Source organism: Celeribacter halophilus, assembly GCF_900114135.1.
Taxonomy (GTDB): domain Bacteria; phylum Pseudomonadota; class Alphaproteobacteria; order Rhodobacterales; family Rhodobacteraceae; genus Celeribacter; species Celeribacter halophilus.
On the sequence record NZ_FORY01000010.1, the window covers coordinates 1 to 15192 of the forward strand.

The window sequence follows — 15192 nt, forward strand, 5'->3', positions numbered from 1 at the left end:
ATTGGCTTGGCGTAGCTCCCGGTTTTCCCTTTCGAGGGTTTTAATCCGATCACGTTCTTCAGTAGTCACGCCGTCGCGCATACCACTATCCTTCTCGGCCTGCTTGACCCATCCGTTCAAGGTCTGGGGTATACAGCCGATCTTGGGTGCAATGGCCGCAATCGCGCCCGCCTGCGTTTCGTAGGAGCCTTGATGCTCAAACACCATTCGGACCGCACGTGCGCGGACCTCAGGCGAGTAGCGATTTGCCATTTTACTTTTTGTCATAACCATCATCCTTACTTAAGTTGATGGTCTCCGGCAAACTCGGGGCAATTCAGTCACAACCGCCGCCAAAAGCATCAATACTACGGAGCGGCTTAGTCCTTGAACCGGGGACAAAAAAATCCTCTCCCACCGTTTCAGCGCTATAAACAATATTGAGTTTTTATCTACAACGCTTTCCCTACCAATGAAGGTTTCATTGAGCGGCGCAGAGCACTTGCCACATAGAGCGACCCTTTTGAACGGATAGTTCCAAAAGGGTCGCCAAGGTTATCCCTTAACGGTAAGGATAGCCTGCTTTTTCCATGGTTTCAGCATATTTTTTGAAAGCATCCACGACACGTTTCGGACGGTCGCCGCGTTCTGCAATTTCATCCCAGAATTTGGCCGCGTCGGTGACAACGGTGTTCCATTCTTCTTGAGGGATGGATGTCAGTTCCATTTTTTCGCCTTCTACACGCAGCTTGGCTTCGCCGCCCCAATACCATTGCGCGCGGTAGTAGTGCGACTGGTCGATCGACATTTTGTAGAGTGCCTGAAGGTGCGGCGGAACTTTGTTCCAGCTTTCGGTGTTCACGAAATATGACCCGAACCATGCCCCGGTTACAGAGTTGGTCAATGCATATTTACAGATGTCAGCCCAGCCGACTTCGTAGGCTTCTGTGAAACCACACCAGGCCACACCATCCAGCTCACCTGTTTGCAAGGCGACCTCGACATCATCCCAAGGCACAGTCACAGGAATCAAACCGTATTGAGACAGGAAACGGCCGGCAGTCGGCACGCCGAACACGCGTTTGCCTTTCATATCTGCCAGCGAGCGAATGGGCTCTTTTGTAAAGATATGAAGCGGATCCCAAGCGCCCGCGGAAAGCCATGTGACATTATCAACTTCGTCATAGGCTTCTTTCCAGATTTCGTTCAAACCGTAGTAGTTGAACAGGGCTGGCACATCGAGGGAGTAGCGCGTAGCGAACGGGAAATAGCCGCCGAACACGGAAATATCAACGGGAGAGGCCATACTTGCCTCATCGGATTGCACTGCGTCCAGTGTGCCGTTTTGCACAGCACGGAACAATTCGCCGGTCGGAACCAATTGATCGGCGTAATACAGTTCGATCTCCATTTCACCATTGGCCGCTTCGTTGAACGCATCAATCTGCGGCTTGATCACATGCGCACCGAGCGGAGCACCGGAGTAGGTTTGTAGCCGCCATTTAAGCGCCCCTTGCTGTGCAATTGCGGCAGGTGCTGCGAGCGTGGCAGCGGCACCAACGGCAGAAGAGGTCAGGAACTTACGGCGCGATGTCAGAATTTTTTCCGACGGACTTTTTATAATTTTATCAGTCATGGAAGAAGACTCACTGTTGGTTGGTTGAAAGGAAAGGTGATCAGTTCCGCACCGCTTCGGGTAACCAAAGCGCGATTTGAGGGAACAGCATTACCAGCGCAATCGAAAAGGTCATCATCAAGACGAATGGCCAGATTGAGCGGTAAATATCGGGAAGGGTGATTTCCTTGGGCGCCATGGAGCGCATCAAGAACAAATTATAACCGAATGGCGGCGTGATATAGGCGATTTGACAGGTCATGGTGTAAAGCACACCAAACCAGATCAGGTTCGTATTGCCACTGCCCAGCCCCAGATCCAACGTTTTCACCAGTGGGATATAGAGCGGTGCAACGATCACCAGCATGGCCGTATCATCCAGAAACATCCCCATCACAACGAAGGATATCTGCATCATGATTATGACCTGCCACGGCGAAAGCTCCCAACGGTTGATGAACAGGTTCTCAATCGCCCGCACAGCACCAATCCCGTCAAACACCGCCCCGAAGGCAAGAGCGGCAAGGATGAGCCACAGGAACATAGAAGACACGCCCAAGGTCTTGCGCGCAATCTCATGCATCATCGACCAGGAGAACCGGCCTTTGAAAATGGCGGCCAAGGTTGCGGCGGTTGCGCCCACAGCGGAGCTTTCCACCAATGATGTGACGCCCATTATAAAGAGACCGGTCATAGCAAAGAAGATCAGAAACGGGATAATCCCCGCGCGTAAAAGAGCCAGCTTTTCACTGAACGGCATGTTGAGTTCTTCGTCGGACACCACGGGCGCAAGCGACGGGTTCACTTTGGCGCGGATCAGCACATAGATCACAAACATGGCTGCCATCATCAGCCCGGGGATCACCCCTGCAAGCCAAAGCTGGGACACGGGTTGGCGCGCGATCATGCCGTAGAGCACCATCACAATCGAAGGCGGTACAAGGATACCCAGAGAGGACCCACCCTGCACGACCCCTGTGATCAATACTTTATCGTAGCCACGACGCAGCATCTCCGGCAGCGCAATTGTGGCCCCGATGGCCATGCCTGCCACGGACAAACCGTTCATAGCAGAAATGATCACCATGAGAAAAATTGTTCCGACAGCAAGGCCGCCCCGCACACGCCCGAACCAGACATGTAGCATCTTGTAGAGATCTTCCGCGATGCCCGCCTCAGAGAGCACATATCCCATGTAAATGAACAGAGGCAGGGTCAGCATCGGGAACCAGTTGAACAGCTTGAAGGCCGCAGAAAACGGAATTTCAATCCCGCCGGTCCCATAGAGCAGCAACACCATACCGGCTCCGACACAGCCGATTGCGCCGAACACACGCTGCCCCGTCAAAAGCAGAAGCATGGTCGTGCCAAACATCGTCAAGGCAATCAGTTCAGGACTCATGTCAGGCTCTCCCCGCGCAGTGCGGCAATGTGTTTGAAGAATTCCGAAAGGGTCTGCGCGATCATCAGTCCAATACATCCGACCATCAGGCTCTTGATCGGGATCATCGACGGGTTCCACATTGAAAAGCGGGTTTCTCCCGTCGCGATGGCATAGTTTAGCGAAGAGATGGACCCGATAAACAGCACCACCAGATAGAACATCAGGCAGGCCAGCGTGACGATATCCATCTTATGCTTGCCGCGTGAGGAGAGGCGGTCGTAAAGCAAGTCCATACGCACATGGTCGCCGTCCTTCATCGTCTTTGGACCGCCCATAAAATAATATGCAGCCAGCGTGAATTGCGCAGCCTCAATACACCAATGCAGCGGAATATCGATGACATTGCGGGTGATGGCATCCAGCAGCAAAATGCCAACCATGAGAAAAATGAGATACATCGCGATCAGACCAACATAATCGGAAATTCTGTCGATCCACCTGACGTAAGTTTGTATGATGTTTGGCATGTTTAACCTGTCTGTTTTAGGTCGCTTCAGTGGCCTGCTGCATCTTTAAGGAAGTGCAACCTTGGCAATTTGGAGGGCATGAAGATGATCCGCAGGCGGAGGGCGCTCTGTCAAAACGGTCTGAACCATGTCCAAATCGCAAACGTGAAACCCTGCGCGGCGCCCGAATTTTGACGGAACGGTCAAAAAACAGACGTTTTGCGAGGCTTTGATCATCGCGCGGGCAACTTCTGCCTCGTCCGGATCGGAATCAGTCACACCGGCGGACGCATCAATGCCTGTCGGCGTCAAAATGGCATGATCGGCACGGAAACGGCCGATCTGCTCAATAACCATTGGCCCGACAGTCTGGCTGTTGCCCCGCGCATAGGCACCGCCAAGCAAATAGACCTTTGTTTCGCTTTGAAAGGTCAAGGTATCCGCCGCCGCCACTGAGTTGGTGATCACGGTCAACCCTTCAATAGTCTTCAGCGTCTCGCAAGCGATCAGGGTTGTGGACCCCGTATCGAGGAAGATGGTCTCTCCCGGTGTCACCACTTGGGTCAGTTTTCTGGCCAGAGCCTTTTTTTCGTAGCCTTCATGCACCATTCGGGCCTCGAAGGATTCTTCCACATGCAACCTTTGACGTCGCGGCACAGGGCGCGCACCGCCATGAAACTTGCGCAACACGCCCTCGTCTTCGAGCTTGGTCAAATCGCGTCGTATTGTTTCAACAGAGACACCGAAACGCAGCGCCAAGGCATCTACACCTACTTCTCCCTCACGGGAAACGAGTTCGGCAATTTGGTCTCGACGATGTGGCTTTTTCAAAACGCACCTCAGAAAATGGCCTGAATTTGTCTCATATGCATAAGCGTTGAGCGGTTTTGTCAAATTTATTTTGCCCAAACGGGCCAATATAATCAAAATCATTGACCATTCGGGCATTAATGGTCAGTAAAGAGGCAATATTAGCAAACATCAGGAATGACAGCCGATGGCGCAGGTGGCCCTAAATGTCTAAAGTCTACGATGTGGCGATTGTCGGCGCCGGTGTGATTGGCTGTGCAATAGCACGCCGCCTGACGCTTGATGGTGCGCGCGTGGTCGTGCTGGAAAAAGCCCCTGACATTCTCGACGGTGCCTCAAAAGCCAACAGCGCGATTTTGCACACCGGTTTCGATGCCCCTCATGGGTCTTTGGAACTGGCCTGCATTCAAGAGGGCTACAAAGAGTATGAAGAGCTGCGCGGCCAGATGAACCTGCCGATTGATCGCTGCGGGGCTCTGGTGCTGGCATGGACCGAAGAGCAAGAGGCCCGCCTGCCGGTCCTGATGGATCAAGCCCATTCAAACGGCGTGGAGGATGTTGCCCCACTGTCGCGCATTGAGACCCTTGCGCTGGAACCCAATCTCAACTCCACATTGCGCGCGAGTTTTCGTGTGCCCCGTGAAAGTCTCATCGACCCGTGGTCGGCGCCACATGCCTATCTTTTGCAAGCTCTTCTGAACGGGGCTGACCTTGAACGCGACTGCCCCGTTCTTGGTGGACAATTTGATGGCCAACAGTGGACACTGACCACCCCGCGCGGAGATATTCAGGCGACATATGTGATCAACGCTGCGGGGCTTTATGGTGACAAGCTGGATCAGATGTTGCTTGGACAAAGCTCTTTCAACATCCGTCCCCGCAAAGGCCAGTTTGTCGTGTTTGACAAGATGTCCGCCCGGCTGACCCGACATATCCTGCTGCCCGTTCCCACGGAAACGACCAAGGGTATTGTTGTGTGTCGAACCATTTGGGGTAATCTTCTGGTCGGCCCGACAGCCGAAGAACAAGAGGATCGCGAAACCGCCAGCCTTGATCACGACACGCTTGAAATGCTGCGCGCAAAAGGTGCGGAAATTCTCCCCGCGCTTGCAAGCGAAGAAGTGACCAGCCTCTATGCCGGTCTGCGTCCGGCTTGCGAACATAAAGACTACCAAATCAAATCCCACCCCGAGAGCAATATGGTGACGGTTGGAGCCATTCGGTCGACAGGGCTCAGCTCGGCTTTGGGAACAGCGGCGCATGTGGGACGTCTTTTGGAAGGGTTTGGCCATCAGGCGCAGCCGCTCAAAGACCCCGACGTGCCACAGATGGAGATGCTGGCCGCAAACCAGACCCGAGACTGGCAACGTGCGGGCAATCAAGGCATCCTCTGCCATTGTGAAAAAGTCACTTATCGCGAAGCAACGGCCGTGTTGAACGATCCTCTCGCCCCGAAAAGCTTTGCCGGTTTCAAGCGCCGCACACGTGCAACCATGGGGCGGTGTCAGGGATTTTATTGTGGACAAGCGGTCCAGAGCCTGCTGGACCAAAAGGGCCTGAAGCATGACTGATACACAGCTGAACTTTGATGTCATCGTTGTCGGGGCCGGTCCGGCGGGGCTTTCAGCCGCGATAGAACTGAAGCGGCTTGGCACCGGCTCGGTGCTCGTTGTCGAACGTGAGAAACAGGCAGGCGGCATTCCGCGCCACTGTTTGCATTCCCCCTATGGCATGCGCGAATGGAACCGGCTGATGTTCGGGCCGGCCTATGCTCGTCGCCTCACTCAAGACGCATTGGATGCGGGTGTCGACATCCGTTGCGAGACAACCGTCACCGCGCTGAAACCCAATGGTGTGATTGAAGTGTCTTCAGATACGGGCCTGCAAACCCTGACCGGGCGGGCGGTATTGTTGGCAATGGGAGCACGGGAAACCTCGCGCTCCGCTCGCCTTGTCGGGGGCACCAAGCCCAAGGGCGTGATGAACACGGCCACATTGCAAAACTTTGCCGCCTTTTCAGATCATATGCCTTTTAAGCGCCCTGTTATCGTGGGCACCGAGATTGTCTCCTTTTCCGCACTGATGACCTGTCGCTCACACGGCGTCAAACCCGTCGCGATGTTAGAAGAAAATACCCGGATCACGGCCCGCTTTCCCTTCGCCCTTGCTCCGAAAGCTATGTGCGTGCCTTTGCATCTGGAAACGCAGATCGCTCAGATTCACGGAAAACGTCAGGTTGAGGCTGTAACCGTCATCGGTCCGTCGGGATCACATACACTCCAATGCGACGGGGTCATCTTCACCGGCGGTTTCCGCCCTGAAAACGCCTTGCTCCGCAGCAGCGGCTTTGAACTGGACAGCGGAAGTTTAGGCCCGAAAATTGACCAATATGGTCGCCTGCGAGAACTGAGATACTACTGCGCAGGCAATATCCTGCGCGGGATTGAGACAGCAGGCTGGTGCTGGAATGAAGGACGCAAAGTCGCACAATGTATCGCAGCAGGTTTGCAACGCGATTTGCCTCCGCGCACTTCGGTCGATGTATCCGCACAGGCATCCGCATCAGAGCACGTGATAAAATTTTCCTTGCCGCAAGTCATCAGCCCCTCCGCTCCCAAAGCGCCCGTCGCCTTTGACAAGCTCCAGCTACGTCTGTCAGATGCATATACCGGCAACGTAGTGATCGGATCGAGCACGCACAAGATTTCCTCAAAACCCGAACGCCGTATCTTGCTCCCCCTGCCCCAATCGCCTGCTTCGTAAAGGACGTTGACATGAATGTGTTGTCCATCGACCAAAGCACGAGTGCCACCACAGCCTATCTGTTTTCAGAACGGGACGAACCGCAGCTCATATATTCCAAGACGCACCGCCAGATCTATCCCCAAGCGTCTTGGGTGGAACACGACCCGATAGAAATTCTGAACAATATCAAATCAGCTGTCGCGGCAGGAAAATTGGCGGGAGCAGAACTGGTGGGGCTGGCAAACCAGGGCGAAAGCTGTCTGGCGTGGGACACGAAAACCAAGCAACCGTTGAGCCGCATCATTGTCTGGCAGGATACACGCACATCACGGACCTGCCAACTATTGGCCGAGCGGAGCCACGCGCCCTTTGTTCAGAACCGTTGCGGCCTCCGGCTTTCCCCCTATTTCTCGGCTACAAAACTGGCATGGTGCTATCAAAACGCTGAAAATGCGGACCAATTGCTGACCGAGGGGCGATTGCGCCTGGGCACCACAGACGCCTTTTTCCGAGATGTATTGACCGACAAGTGCGAAACCGATGTGGCGACAGCCTCGCGCACATCACTTATGAACCTCGACAGCTGCCGTTGGGACGAAGATCTGTGTGACATTTTCTCGGTTCCTCTGGCCGCACTCCCCGAAATCGGAGATTGCAATGGTGAACTGGGGGAGATTGACGGGCTACGATTAAGCAGCAGTATCGTCGATCAACAAGCCGCGCTCTACGGCCATGGGTGCCGCTTGCGTGGCGAGACCAAAATCACCTTCGGCACTGGGGCCTTTGCCCTCACATTGCTTGGGCCACAAAAACCGGACACATCAACCGCAGCGGTTCCGACTGTTGCTTGGCAAAAGCAGGGCGAGCCTGTGCAATATGCTCTGGAGGGAGGAGTCTTCACAGCAGCCTCCGCCGTCAACTGGGCTAAAGACGCCGCACTTATTCACGATTTTTCCCAACTCGAAACCTTCTCAAAACCGTCGCTGATTGAGCAAGGAATAGCCTTCGTTCCCGCTCTTTCCGGACTTGGATGCCCACATTGGAATGAAGATGCCAAAGCCGCGTGGCTGGGCCTTTCTCTCTCCACATCCCGTCAGGATTTGGCACAAGCCGTTTGCGAAGGCGTTGCACTGCGCGTGGCAGAGATTCTTGATGAAATCGAAACCAAATGCCCCGTCTCATCTGTGGTGAAAATCGATGGGGGGCTGACAAAAAGTTCAGGGTTTTGTCAGTTTTTGGCAGATGTTTTACAGAGAACGGTAGAGCTTGCCGATTTTTCCGAGCAAACAAGTCTGGGTGTTGCTCTTCTGGCCCAAGAGACAACGGGCGAAACCATCAACCTGAACATTCCGACGCGCCATTTCACACCAACCCACAATCACGCGCAATCACGCAAGGCATTCTCAAAAGCACGCACTCTTGTAGAAAACTGGGCCGTACCGGAAATTTAGCTGTGTTCTTAACACTTTTTGGAGGACGCGGCACGGTTTTATAATCTCTTAAGTCTCTGAATGGCCGCTTTCGCGTTTCCAAGGCGAGGGCCGGCGGTTTGCGGCGAATGCACACTTCCCGCCCTCCCAGTGTATGCCCTTCGTCATGCTGCGCCCGGCACGAATATCTTGGAAGGGCTGGGACCGGTCATGCGGTTGGTCGTGCCGAAGCCTGCAAGGTCAAGATTTTCGTGTCGCACCGCCGCAAGTCCGGTTTGAGCCCAGAGTCACCTATGCTGCTGAATGAATGAAGGGTGGCTTTCCGCACACCACGGGAGCAAGCGGATCATTCCTTCGCCTTCCGGTCCGACTGGACAGGGGGCGATTTGCATTGCGATCTACGAGCACAAGGCCTCAAGCCGCGAGCGTGGATCTTTCCCAAGATTGCATGAAGGCATTTGATGGCGCAAAAGAGGCGCATGCCGGACCGGCAGTGTTAGGCGATGGAGATGATACAAATCGTATATTTCGTGTAGCCTCGGGAATTTGAATTTGCAGTGGCGCTACACCTTTCAACAGTGCTATGCGCCCCGTTGCACGTCACAAGATCTGAAGCAGGTGCAGAATATGAGTCAGGTAATGACATAGTCGGATGCCTCTTTCTCTAACTGGGTTTTAAAGGCCTCGACTGCTGGTGTTGGTGAACTGTCTTTGCGCCATGCCAGATGCAACTCTCGTGTGACAACAGGATTGCGCAGGGGCCGAAATGTCAAAATGGGATCGCTTGGGTCTGGCCATGCAAGGCTTGGAAGAGGCGCGAGGCCGATACCTTCTCGTACCATTGATAGAAGTGTCGAAGGGTTCACTGCTTCATAGGATACTTTGTTTTGCAGTATTCCGGCGGGAAGACCATGTTCCAGTTCCAACCGGATCCCTGTTTTTGCCGCCATCATAACAAGACCCGCATCACGAGCTTCCGCCCAGGATACAGTTTCTTTTTCCGCAAACCGGTGATCCCGGCGCAAGACCAGTGCGAAACGGTCTGTCAAAAGTGGAATAGCGTCGAGATCGGAGAGGTCGGGAGGCTCGTTCGCAATTGCCAAATCAACTTCCCCCTTGCGTGCAAGATCCATGCACCGCCCGCGGGGTTCTTCAAAAATTTTGATGCTAATCTTGGGATGCTTCGCACGGAACGCGTAAATGGTTTTGGGAATAAGGCGAATTGCAACGGACGGAACGCAGGCGATATTGACTTGCCCGCGCTCAATTTCCTGCCACGCGCGCATGTCTGATATTTGGCGCGTGAAATCAGCAATGATGCGCTGCGCACCTGGCAAAAACTCCTCTCCGAGACGACTCAGAGAGACCTTGCGGGTTGTTCGATCAATTAGTCGAACGCCCAAATCTGCCTCAAGACGCTGAATAATTAAACTTACAGTCGATTGAGATAGCCCACAGGCCTGTGCGGCATGCGAGAAGTTCTGGGTCTCGGCAACGGCTACAAAGACCTGTAAATGCTTAATTTCAACGTTATTAATTGGCATATTAAATATATATATCGAATTAAGCTTAATTGACAATTAAATAGAGCGGGGAAATCTGGTTGGCATCGCTTCTTAAACAGGTCGAGTGAACGACCGTGCATCAATCAGGGAATAACCCATGCTCAATAGACGCTCTTTTATCGCTTCCGGCCTCACTGCGGGCGCGGCCCTTTCCACAGGGGTCATGCCTGCTTTCGCAAACACATCCATGACCGTTTCCGAGGCCATTCGAACGGCCATGTATGCGCCGCTTTATGTGGCCGGACATCTTGGCCTCTATAAAAAACATGGGCTGGATGTGGATGTGCAAACAGCTGGCGGCATCGCACTTCCGATCCCGATGATCCTGTCCGGTCGCAGCCTTGTTGGTGTTACCAGTCCAGGTATGTCGGTAAACGCCACACGTGAGGGCGCATCTATCAAGAATATCGCCAAAATCGTTGGCGGGGTTTCGATGTGGGCAATTGCAAAGCCCGGCTCCGGGATTTCCAAGATCGAAGACCTGAAGGGCAAAACGATCGCGACGCTGAAGTTTCCCTCCTCGACTATTCAGGTTCCGACTTATGCGATTAAAAAAGCTTTGGGCATGACGCCGGAAGAGGCCGGGATCACCTTCCTTGAATTGCCGCCCGGGGCGCAAGCGACAGCCGTAAAAGATGGCCGTGCCGATGTCGCAACGGCCTTTGAATGGGATGTCTCGGTCGGATCGCGAGACTTCGGACTTGAAACCGTGTTGTCTCTGGCTGACGTGATTGGGCCGACTTCTTTCACGACCGCTCAGGCGACCGAAGAGGCTATTGCCGAGCACCCGGAGGAAATTCAGGCATTCTGCAACGCCATGGCCGAAGCAATGACCGCGATGCACGCTGATCATTCTCTTCTGGCGGCAACGGGAGCAGAGTATTTCCCGCAGGTGGATCAGGACATCATTGAAAGTGCCGCAGCGAACTTCTTTGCCTCCGGTGTCGCAATCCCGACCACTCCGGTGATTTCCGAAGACGAATTCGCAAGCGCCATGTCGCTTGAGTTGGGTGGAGGCTCGATTTCTGAAGCGCTGCCCTTTGAGCAGATGGTCGATAACCGCTTTGCTGAGGCGGCGGCCGCAAAATACGGAGCGTAATCTATTGAAAGATAATCAAGCACCAATGATCGCAGGGGACCAAACCGCCCCTGTGATCAACTCCCGTCCGGAACCGCTTGGGATGAACCCGAAGGAGACGGCGATTGTCGTCGTTGATATGCAGAATGCTTATTCGACCAAAGGCGGCTACGTTGATCTACGCGGTTTTGATGTGTCCGGCACCCGTGCCGTGATCCAGAATATTTCCGATACGGTTAACCTTGCGCATCAGCTCGGGATGCCTGTGGTCTTCTTGCAAAACGGCTGGGATCCAGAGCTCAAGGAAGCGGGCGGCGAAGGCTCACCCAACTGGTACAAATCCAATGCGCTCAAGCTGATGCGCGAAAAGCCCGAACTCAAAGGTCAGCTTTTGGCCAAGGGAGGCTGGGACTACGCTCTGGTGGATGAACTGACCCCCGGGCCCGCCGACATCTTGTTGCCGAAGACCCGCTATTCCGGTTTTTGGAATACGCAGCTCAATTCCATCCTGCGCGCACGCGGGATCAAGAATATCGTGTTTTGCGGCATAGCGACCAATGTCTGCGTTGAGACCAGTATTCGAGATGCATTTCACAATGAATTCTTTGCGGTGCTCTTGGAGGACGCTTGTCACCAACTGGGAGACGACATGATCCGCGCCGCAAGCATTTACAACATTGAGACGTTCTTTGGCTGGGTCGCAACCTGTGCCGACTTTGCCGAATATGTAGCTCTCACACAAAAGGAAACCACCGCATGAATGATCGTGTTTTGATCCCCGCTGGCACCGCTGCTCCCCTTGGCCCGTTCTCTCCGGGCATGTTCGCGGACAATGTTATCTACACCGCTGGTATCCTCCCTTTCGATGAGAACAACGAGGTGGTCCATCCCGGCGATGCGGCGGCGCAAACCCGCCATGTTTTCGAAACCATTCGCGGCATTCTGGCCGAGGCCGGCGCGGGGTTTGAAGATGTGGTGTTTAACCATGTTTTTGTCGCGGATTTTGCCGATTACGCCGCAATCAATGCGGTCTACGCGGAATACTTCCCGGACACGAAACCCGCTCGCTATTGTATTCAAGTTGGCCTGGTGAAACCGGAGGCCAAAATCGAGATTGCTACCATTGCGCATAAAAGAGTGACGTCATGAGTGTCACAGACACAGTATCCTCTGCGCAGGTCGGGCAGGCTTCATCACGCGGGCAAACCGCGGCGGGATCAAAATGGAAGGATGTGACGCCTTCCACGATGCAAATCCTGACGTGGCAGATCGGGCTTTTGCTCGGTTTGCTGGCGCTTTGGGAGTTGGCGGTCAGTCTCGGCTGGATTGAGGTCTATATCTATGGCCGCCCCAGCGGAATTTTTGCTAAAGCGGTAGAACTGATCGGCAGTGGAGCACTTCTGCGCGATAGTGCTCTGACCGCCTTTGAGGCCATCAGCGGTTTTATCATCGGGACGATGACGGGTTCGGTTCTGGGGTTGGCACTTTGGCTGTCGCCGATGGGAGCCGCAGTACTTCGTCCCTATATGATTGCGCTGAACGGTTTGCCAAAGATCGCTCTCGCTCCTTTGGTAATTATCTGGTTCGGAATCGGGCTCGGGTCCAAAATCGCGCTGGCCACATTGATCACCTTTATTGTTGCCATGATCGCAGCACAGCAAGGCGCTCGCGAGGTGGACAGCGATTGGGTCAAACTTATGCGCTCTCTTGGGGCCTCGCGGTTCAAGACATGGCGTACGGTGATCGTGCCGGGTGCGATGCCGTGGATTGTATCCGCCTTCCGTCTCAACGTCGGCTTTGCGCTGATCGGTGCTGTTGTGGGTGAGTATATCGCGTCGAACAATGGGCTTGGCTACATGATTTCATATGCTGGCACACTCTATGACCTGAATACGGTCTGGCTTGGTATTGCGGCTCTCATGGTTGTGGCCTTGCTCATGTATGCAGCCATCGACTGGTGTGAAGCCCGGTTTATGAAACGATAAGGAGCACACAATGCCAATCGCATATAATGGCAGTGTTGAGCTGCATTATGAGGTCAGAGGGGCAGGAGAGACGCTGCTGCTGTCGAGCGGGCTTGGCGGTTCTTGTGACTACTGGGCTCCACAAATCGAGGCACTTAGCAAGCGCTTACGTGTTGTCACCTATGATCATGCCGGATGTGGTCGCAGCTCCAGAGGCGTTGGACAGCGCTCAGTGACGGATTTTGCATTGGACATGCAGGCAGTCATTGCCGCTTCGGGTACGAAAGAGGCCCATATCATGGGGCATGCCGTGGGAGGCATGATGGGGCTGCAACTGGCGCTAATGGAACCTGATATGGTGCAAAGCCTTGTCATCGCCAATGGCTGGGGCGCGCCGGATCCTCACATCAAGCGATGCTTCTCTGTGAGAACCAACTTGCTGCGAGACAGTGGAGCAGAAGCCTATATCGAAGCGCAGCCGCTTTTCCTGTATCCGGCTCCATGGATTTCAAATCGCGATGCGCAATTGCGTCAGAACGCCCTTCACGCGCCTGATCATATGCCGGTTGAGGCGGACCTGCTGGACCGGATCGACGCGTTCCAGAACTATGAGCCTACTGACATGGCATTGCAGGCTCTGTCCGTCCCCGTTTTGTGTTTGGCAACAGAGGATGACATGCTTGTCCCATGGTCCGCCAGCAAAGCTCTGGCGGACCGGTTGGGCAACGGGCATTTCGTTCTCTTTCCCCATGGCGGGCATGCCTCAAGCCAAACAGATCCCACCACATTTGATGCCGCTGTGGCGCGGTTTCACAATGCCTATGCAAAGGAACTTTCCCTATGACCGCAATTTTGACTGCCAATAATGTCGGAATGGTCTTTCAGACGCCGGACGGCGGCTCTGTGGAGGCTATCCATAACATTTCCTTTACGTTGCACGCCGGTGAAATTGTCGCGCTGATCGGACCGTCAGGGTGCGGCAAGACAACTTTGTTCAACATCATAAGCGGATTGCTGGAACCAAGTCGTGGTAGCTTCGCGGTCGAGGGTGGTGATAATGGCCAATCCGTGGGCTATATGTTGCAGAAAGATCTTTTGCTGCCGTGGCGTAGTGTGATCGACAATGTTGTTCTTGGCCTCGAAGTGCGCGGTGTTCCTACGTCGGAATCCTATCCGGTCGCGAAACGTCTGATCGAAGCTTACGGTTTGGCCGGTTTTGAAAACGCCAAACCGGCCACGCTATCGGGAGGAATGCGCCAGCGTGTGGCAATCATGCGGACCTTGGCCTTTGATCCTGCTGTGGTGTTGCTGGACGAGCCATTCTCGGCGCTGGATTTCCAGACCCGGACATTGTTGCAAACAGATGTGGCACGGATCATCGCCGAGAAACAGAAAAGCGCAATTCTGATCACGCACGATATTGGCGAGGCTCTGACCATGGCGGATCGAGTACTTGTGTTGTCACAGCGGCCTTCTACGGTCATTCGGGAACTGGTGATAGATATTCCGAGAGATGCGCGAGATGCTGTTGCCCTGCGGTCGGACCCGCGCTTCAATGATATGTTTATTACCATTTGGAACGATATTCAGGGCAAAGCAGCAGCGTGATCTGTCTGGCCGATCTGCCGCGCGTATGATTCTGAAATATCTGTGAAAGTGTTTCAGGAACCCCGTACGCAAGTCGGGCATATATGAAAATTCGCGCCTGCGGCAGTCTTGCCGTAGGCACATATACACGGATCTGCTGTTCCATATTGCTATCAACGAATGGCCGCAGAAACACAGTTAGGCAGATTCTCCGCATTGGGAGCTATAGCTGAGCCACTCTATCCGAGCCGTTCCCAAAGCCACCTTTTATTGATCAGTTCACCAGACCGGACGTTGGCGCACATCCTGCGAAAGCTCGCTTTGTCCGCGATGCCGCCATCCCGCACGTCAAAATGCTGCGCCAATGGGGCAATGTCTGCTTCTCTAATTGGGCGTTTGGGTCAAGCTCATTTTCCTTTGTTCTTGTGGATCATTGTCACTCATCCGGGTCACGCTTCTCTTCGCAGTCTGGTTGATGCCGTGATGGCACCGCTGCACGCATGTGTCGGATTGGTAGTGGAGAGCCTTG

General features: G+C 54.1%; 15 protein-coding genes. 9 read left to right on the forward strand and 6 right to left on the reverse strand.

Annotated features, from left to right (window positions below):
- The 5 genes from BM152_RS11425 to BM152_RS11445 all read right to left on the reverse strand — a co-directional run.
- Positions 1-267: transposase (locus BM152_RS11425; protein WP_139222497.1), on the reverse strand; the 267-nt coding region annotated here is incomplete at its 3' end.
- A 274-nt stretch (positions 268-541) separates the two neighbouring features.
- The gene (locus BM152_RS11430) at positions 542-1576 is read right to left on the reverse strand and encodes a TRAP transporter substrate-binding protein (RefSeq protein WP_197418757.1); all 1035 of its coding nucleotides are present in this window, start codon (positions 1574-1576) and stop codon (positions 542-544) included.
- Positions 1577-1655: 79 nt separating this feature from the next.
- On the reverse strand, positions 1656-2996 hold the full coding sequence (locus tag BM152_RS11435) for a TRAP transporter large permease (protein WP_066598789.1): 1341 nt from the start codon (positions 2994-2996) through the stop codon (positions 1656-1658).
- Positions 2993-3406 carry a TRAP transporter small permease subunit gene (locus BM152_RS11440; RefSeq protein WP_197418756.1) on the reverse strand — a complete coding sequence of 138 codons (414 nt, stop codon included), beginning with the start codon at positions 3404-3406 and terminating at the stop codon, positions 2993-2995. Before BM152_RS11440 ends, BM152_RS11435 begins: the two co-directional genes overlap by 4 nt.
- Positions 3407-3550: 144 nt before the next feature.
- Positions 3551-4432, reverse strand: a complete 882-nt coding sequence (locus BM152_RS11445; RefSeq protein WP_342028975.1) for a DeoR/GlpR family DNA-binding transcription regulator — start codon at positions 4430-4432, stop codon at positions 3551-3553.
- 68 nt (positions 4433-4500) lie between these two features.
- On the opposite strand from BM152_RS11445, the gene BM152_RS11450 reads away from it, so the two are divergent.
- The 3 genes from BM152_RS11450 to BM152_RS11460 are packed head-to-tail and all read left to right on the forward strand — an operon-like array spanning position 4501 to position 8490.
- Complete coding sequence (locus BM152_RS11450; protein ID WP_066598792.1) at positions 4501-5865, forward strand: NAD(P)/FAD-dependent oxidoreductase; 1365 nt, start codon at positions 4501-4503, stop codon at positions 5863-5865.
- Positions 5858-7057, forward strand: coding sequence for an NAD(P)/FAD-dependent oxidoreductase (locus tag BM152_RS11455; RefSeq protein ID WP_066598794.1), 1200 nt, complete (start codon positions 5858-5860; stop codon positions 7055-7057). Before BM152_RS11450 ends, BM152_RS11455 begins: the two co-directional genes overlap by 8 nt.
- Positions 7058-7068: 11 nt before the next feature.
- Positions 7069-8490: an FGGY family carbohydrate kinase gene (locus BM152_RS11460; RefSeq protein WP_066598795.1), complete on the forward strand. Its 1422-nt coding sequence runs from the start codon at positions 7069-7071 to the stop codon at positions 8488-8490.
- 611 nt (positions 8491-9101) lie between these two features.
- Here BM152_RS11460 and BM152_RS11465 read toward each other — a convergent pair.
- Complete coding sequence (locus BM152_RS11465) at positions 9102-10013, reverse strand: LysR family transcriptional regulator (RefSeq protein ID WP_074914239.1); 912 nt, start codon at positions 10011-10013, stop codon at positions 9102-9104.
- 118 nt (positions 10014-10131) lie between these two features.
- Between BM152_RS11465 and BM152_RS11470 the strand changes: the two genes are divergently transcribed.
- Genes BM152_RS11470 through BM152_RS11495 form a run of 6 tightly spaced genes read left to right on the forward strand, consistent with a single transcriptional unit; the run spans position 10132 to position 14684 of the window.
- On the forward strand, positions 10132-11133 hold the full coding sequence (locus tag BM152_RS11470) for an ABC transporter substrate-binding protein (RefSeq protein ID WP_066598798.1): 1002 nt from the start codon (positions 10132-10134) through the stop codon (positions 11131-11133).
- 4 nt (positions 11134-11137) lie between these two features.
- Entirely contained in the window at positions 11138-11872 is a 735-nt protein-coding gene (locus BM152_RS11475; RefSeq protein ID WP_269446535.1) for an isochorismatase family protein, read from the forward strand.
- On the forward strand, positions 11869-12261 hold the full coding sequence (rutC, locus tag BM152_RS11480) for a pyrimidine utilization protein C (protein WP_066598802.1): 393 nt from the start codon (positions 11869-11871) through the stop codon (positions 12259-12261). The genes BM152_RS11475 and rutC overlap by 4 nt, the downstream gene beginning before the upstream one ends.
- Positions 12258-13097, forward strand: coding sequence for an ABC transporter permease (locus BM152_RS11485; RefSeq protein WP_082715251.1), 840 nt, complete (start codon positions 12258-12260; stop codon positions 13095-13097). Before rutC ends, BM152_RS11485 begins: the two co-directional genes overlap by 4 nt.
- Before the next feature lie 10 nt (positions 13098-13107).
- Positions 13108-13920, forward strand: a complete 813-nt coding sequence (rutD, locus tag BM152_RS11490) for a pyrimidine utilization protein D (protein WP_066598804.1) — start codon at positions 13108-13110, stop codon at positions 13918-13920.
- Positions 13917-14684 (forward strand): ABC transporter ATP-binding protein, encoded by a 768-nt coding sequence (locus tag BM152_RS11495; RefSeq protein WP_066598805.1) that lies wholly within the window; start codon positions 13917-13919, stop codon positions 14682-14684. Before rutD ends, BM152_RS11495 begins: the two co-directional genes overlap by 4 nt.
- Positions 14685-15192: the final 508 nt, after the last annotated feature.

Bases quoted from the DNA above. Each gene is read 5' to 3' on its own strand.
- BM152_RS11435 (WP_066598789.1), bottom strand. From the start codon at position 2,996: ATGAGTCCTGAACTGATTGCCTTGACGATGTTTGGCACGACCATGCTT.
- BM152_RS11445 (WP_342028975.1), bottom strand. From the start codon at position 4,432: ATGCCCGAATGGTCAATGATTTTGATTATATTGGCCCGTTTGGGCAAA.
- BM152_RS11450 (WP_066598792.1), top strand. From the start codon at position 4,501: ATGTCTAAAGTCTACGATGTGGCGATTGTCGGCGCCGGTGTGATTGGC.
- BM152_RS11455 (WP_066598794.1), top strand. From the start codon at position 5,858: ATGACTGATACACAGCTGAACTTTGATGTCATCGTTGTCGGGGCCGGT.
- BM152_RS11460 (WP_066598795.1), top strand. From the start codon at position 7,069: ATGAATGTGTTGTCCATCGACCAAAGCACGAGTGCCACCACAGCCTAT.
- BM152_RS11465 (WP_074914239.1), bottom strand. From the start codon at position 10,013: ATGCCAATTAATAACGTTGAAATTAAGCATTTACAGGTCTTTGTAGCC.
- BM152_RS11470 (WP_066598798.1), top strand. From the start codon at position 10,132: ATGCTCAATAGACGCTCTTTTATCGCTTCCGGCCTCACTGCGGGCGCG.
- rutC (WP_066598802.1), top strand. From the start codon at position 11,869: ATGAATGATCGTGTTTTGATCCCCGCTGGCACCGCTGCTCCCCTTGGC.
- BM152_RS11485 (WP_082715251.1), top strand. From the start codon at position 12,258: ATGAGTGTCACAGACACAGTATCCTCTGCGCAGGTCGGGCAGGCTTCA.
- rutD (WP_066598804.1), top strand. From the start codon at position 13,108: ATGCCAATCGCATATAATGGCAGTGTTGAGCTGCATTATGAGGTCAGA.
- BM152_RS11495 (WP_066598805.1), top strand. From the start codon at position 13,917: ATGACCGCAATTTTGACTGCCAATAATGTCGGAATGGTCTTTCAGACG.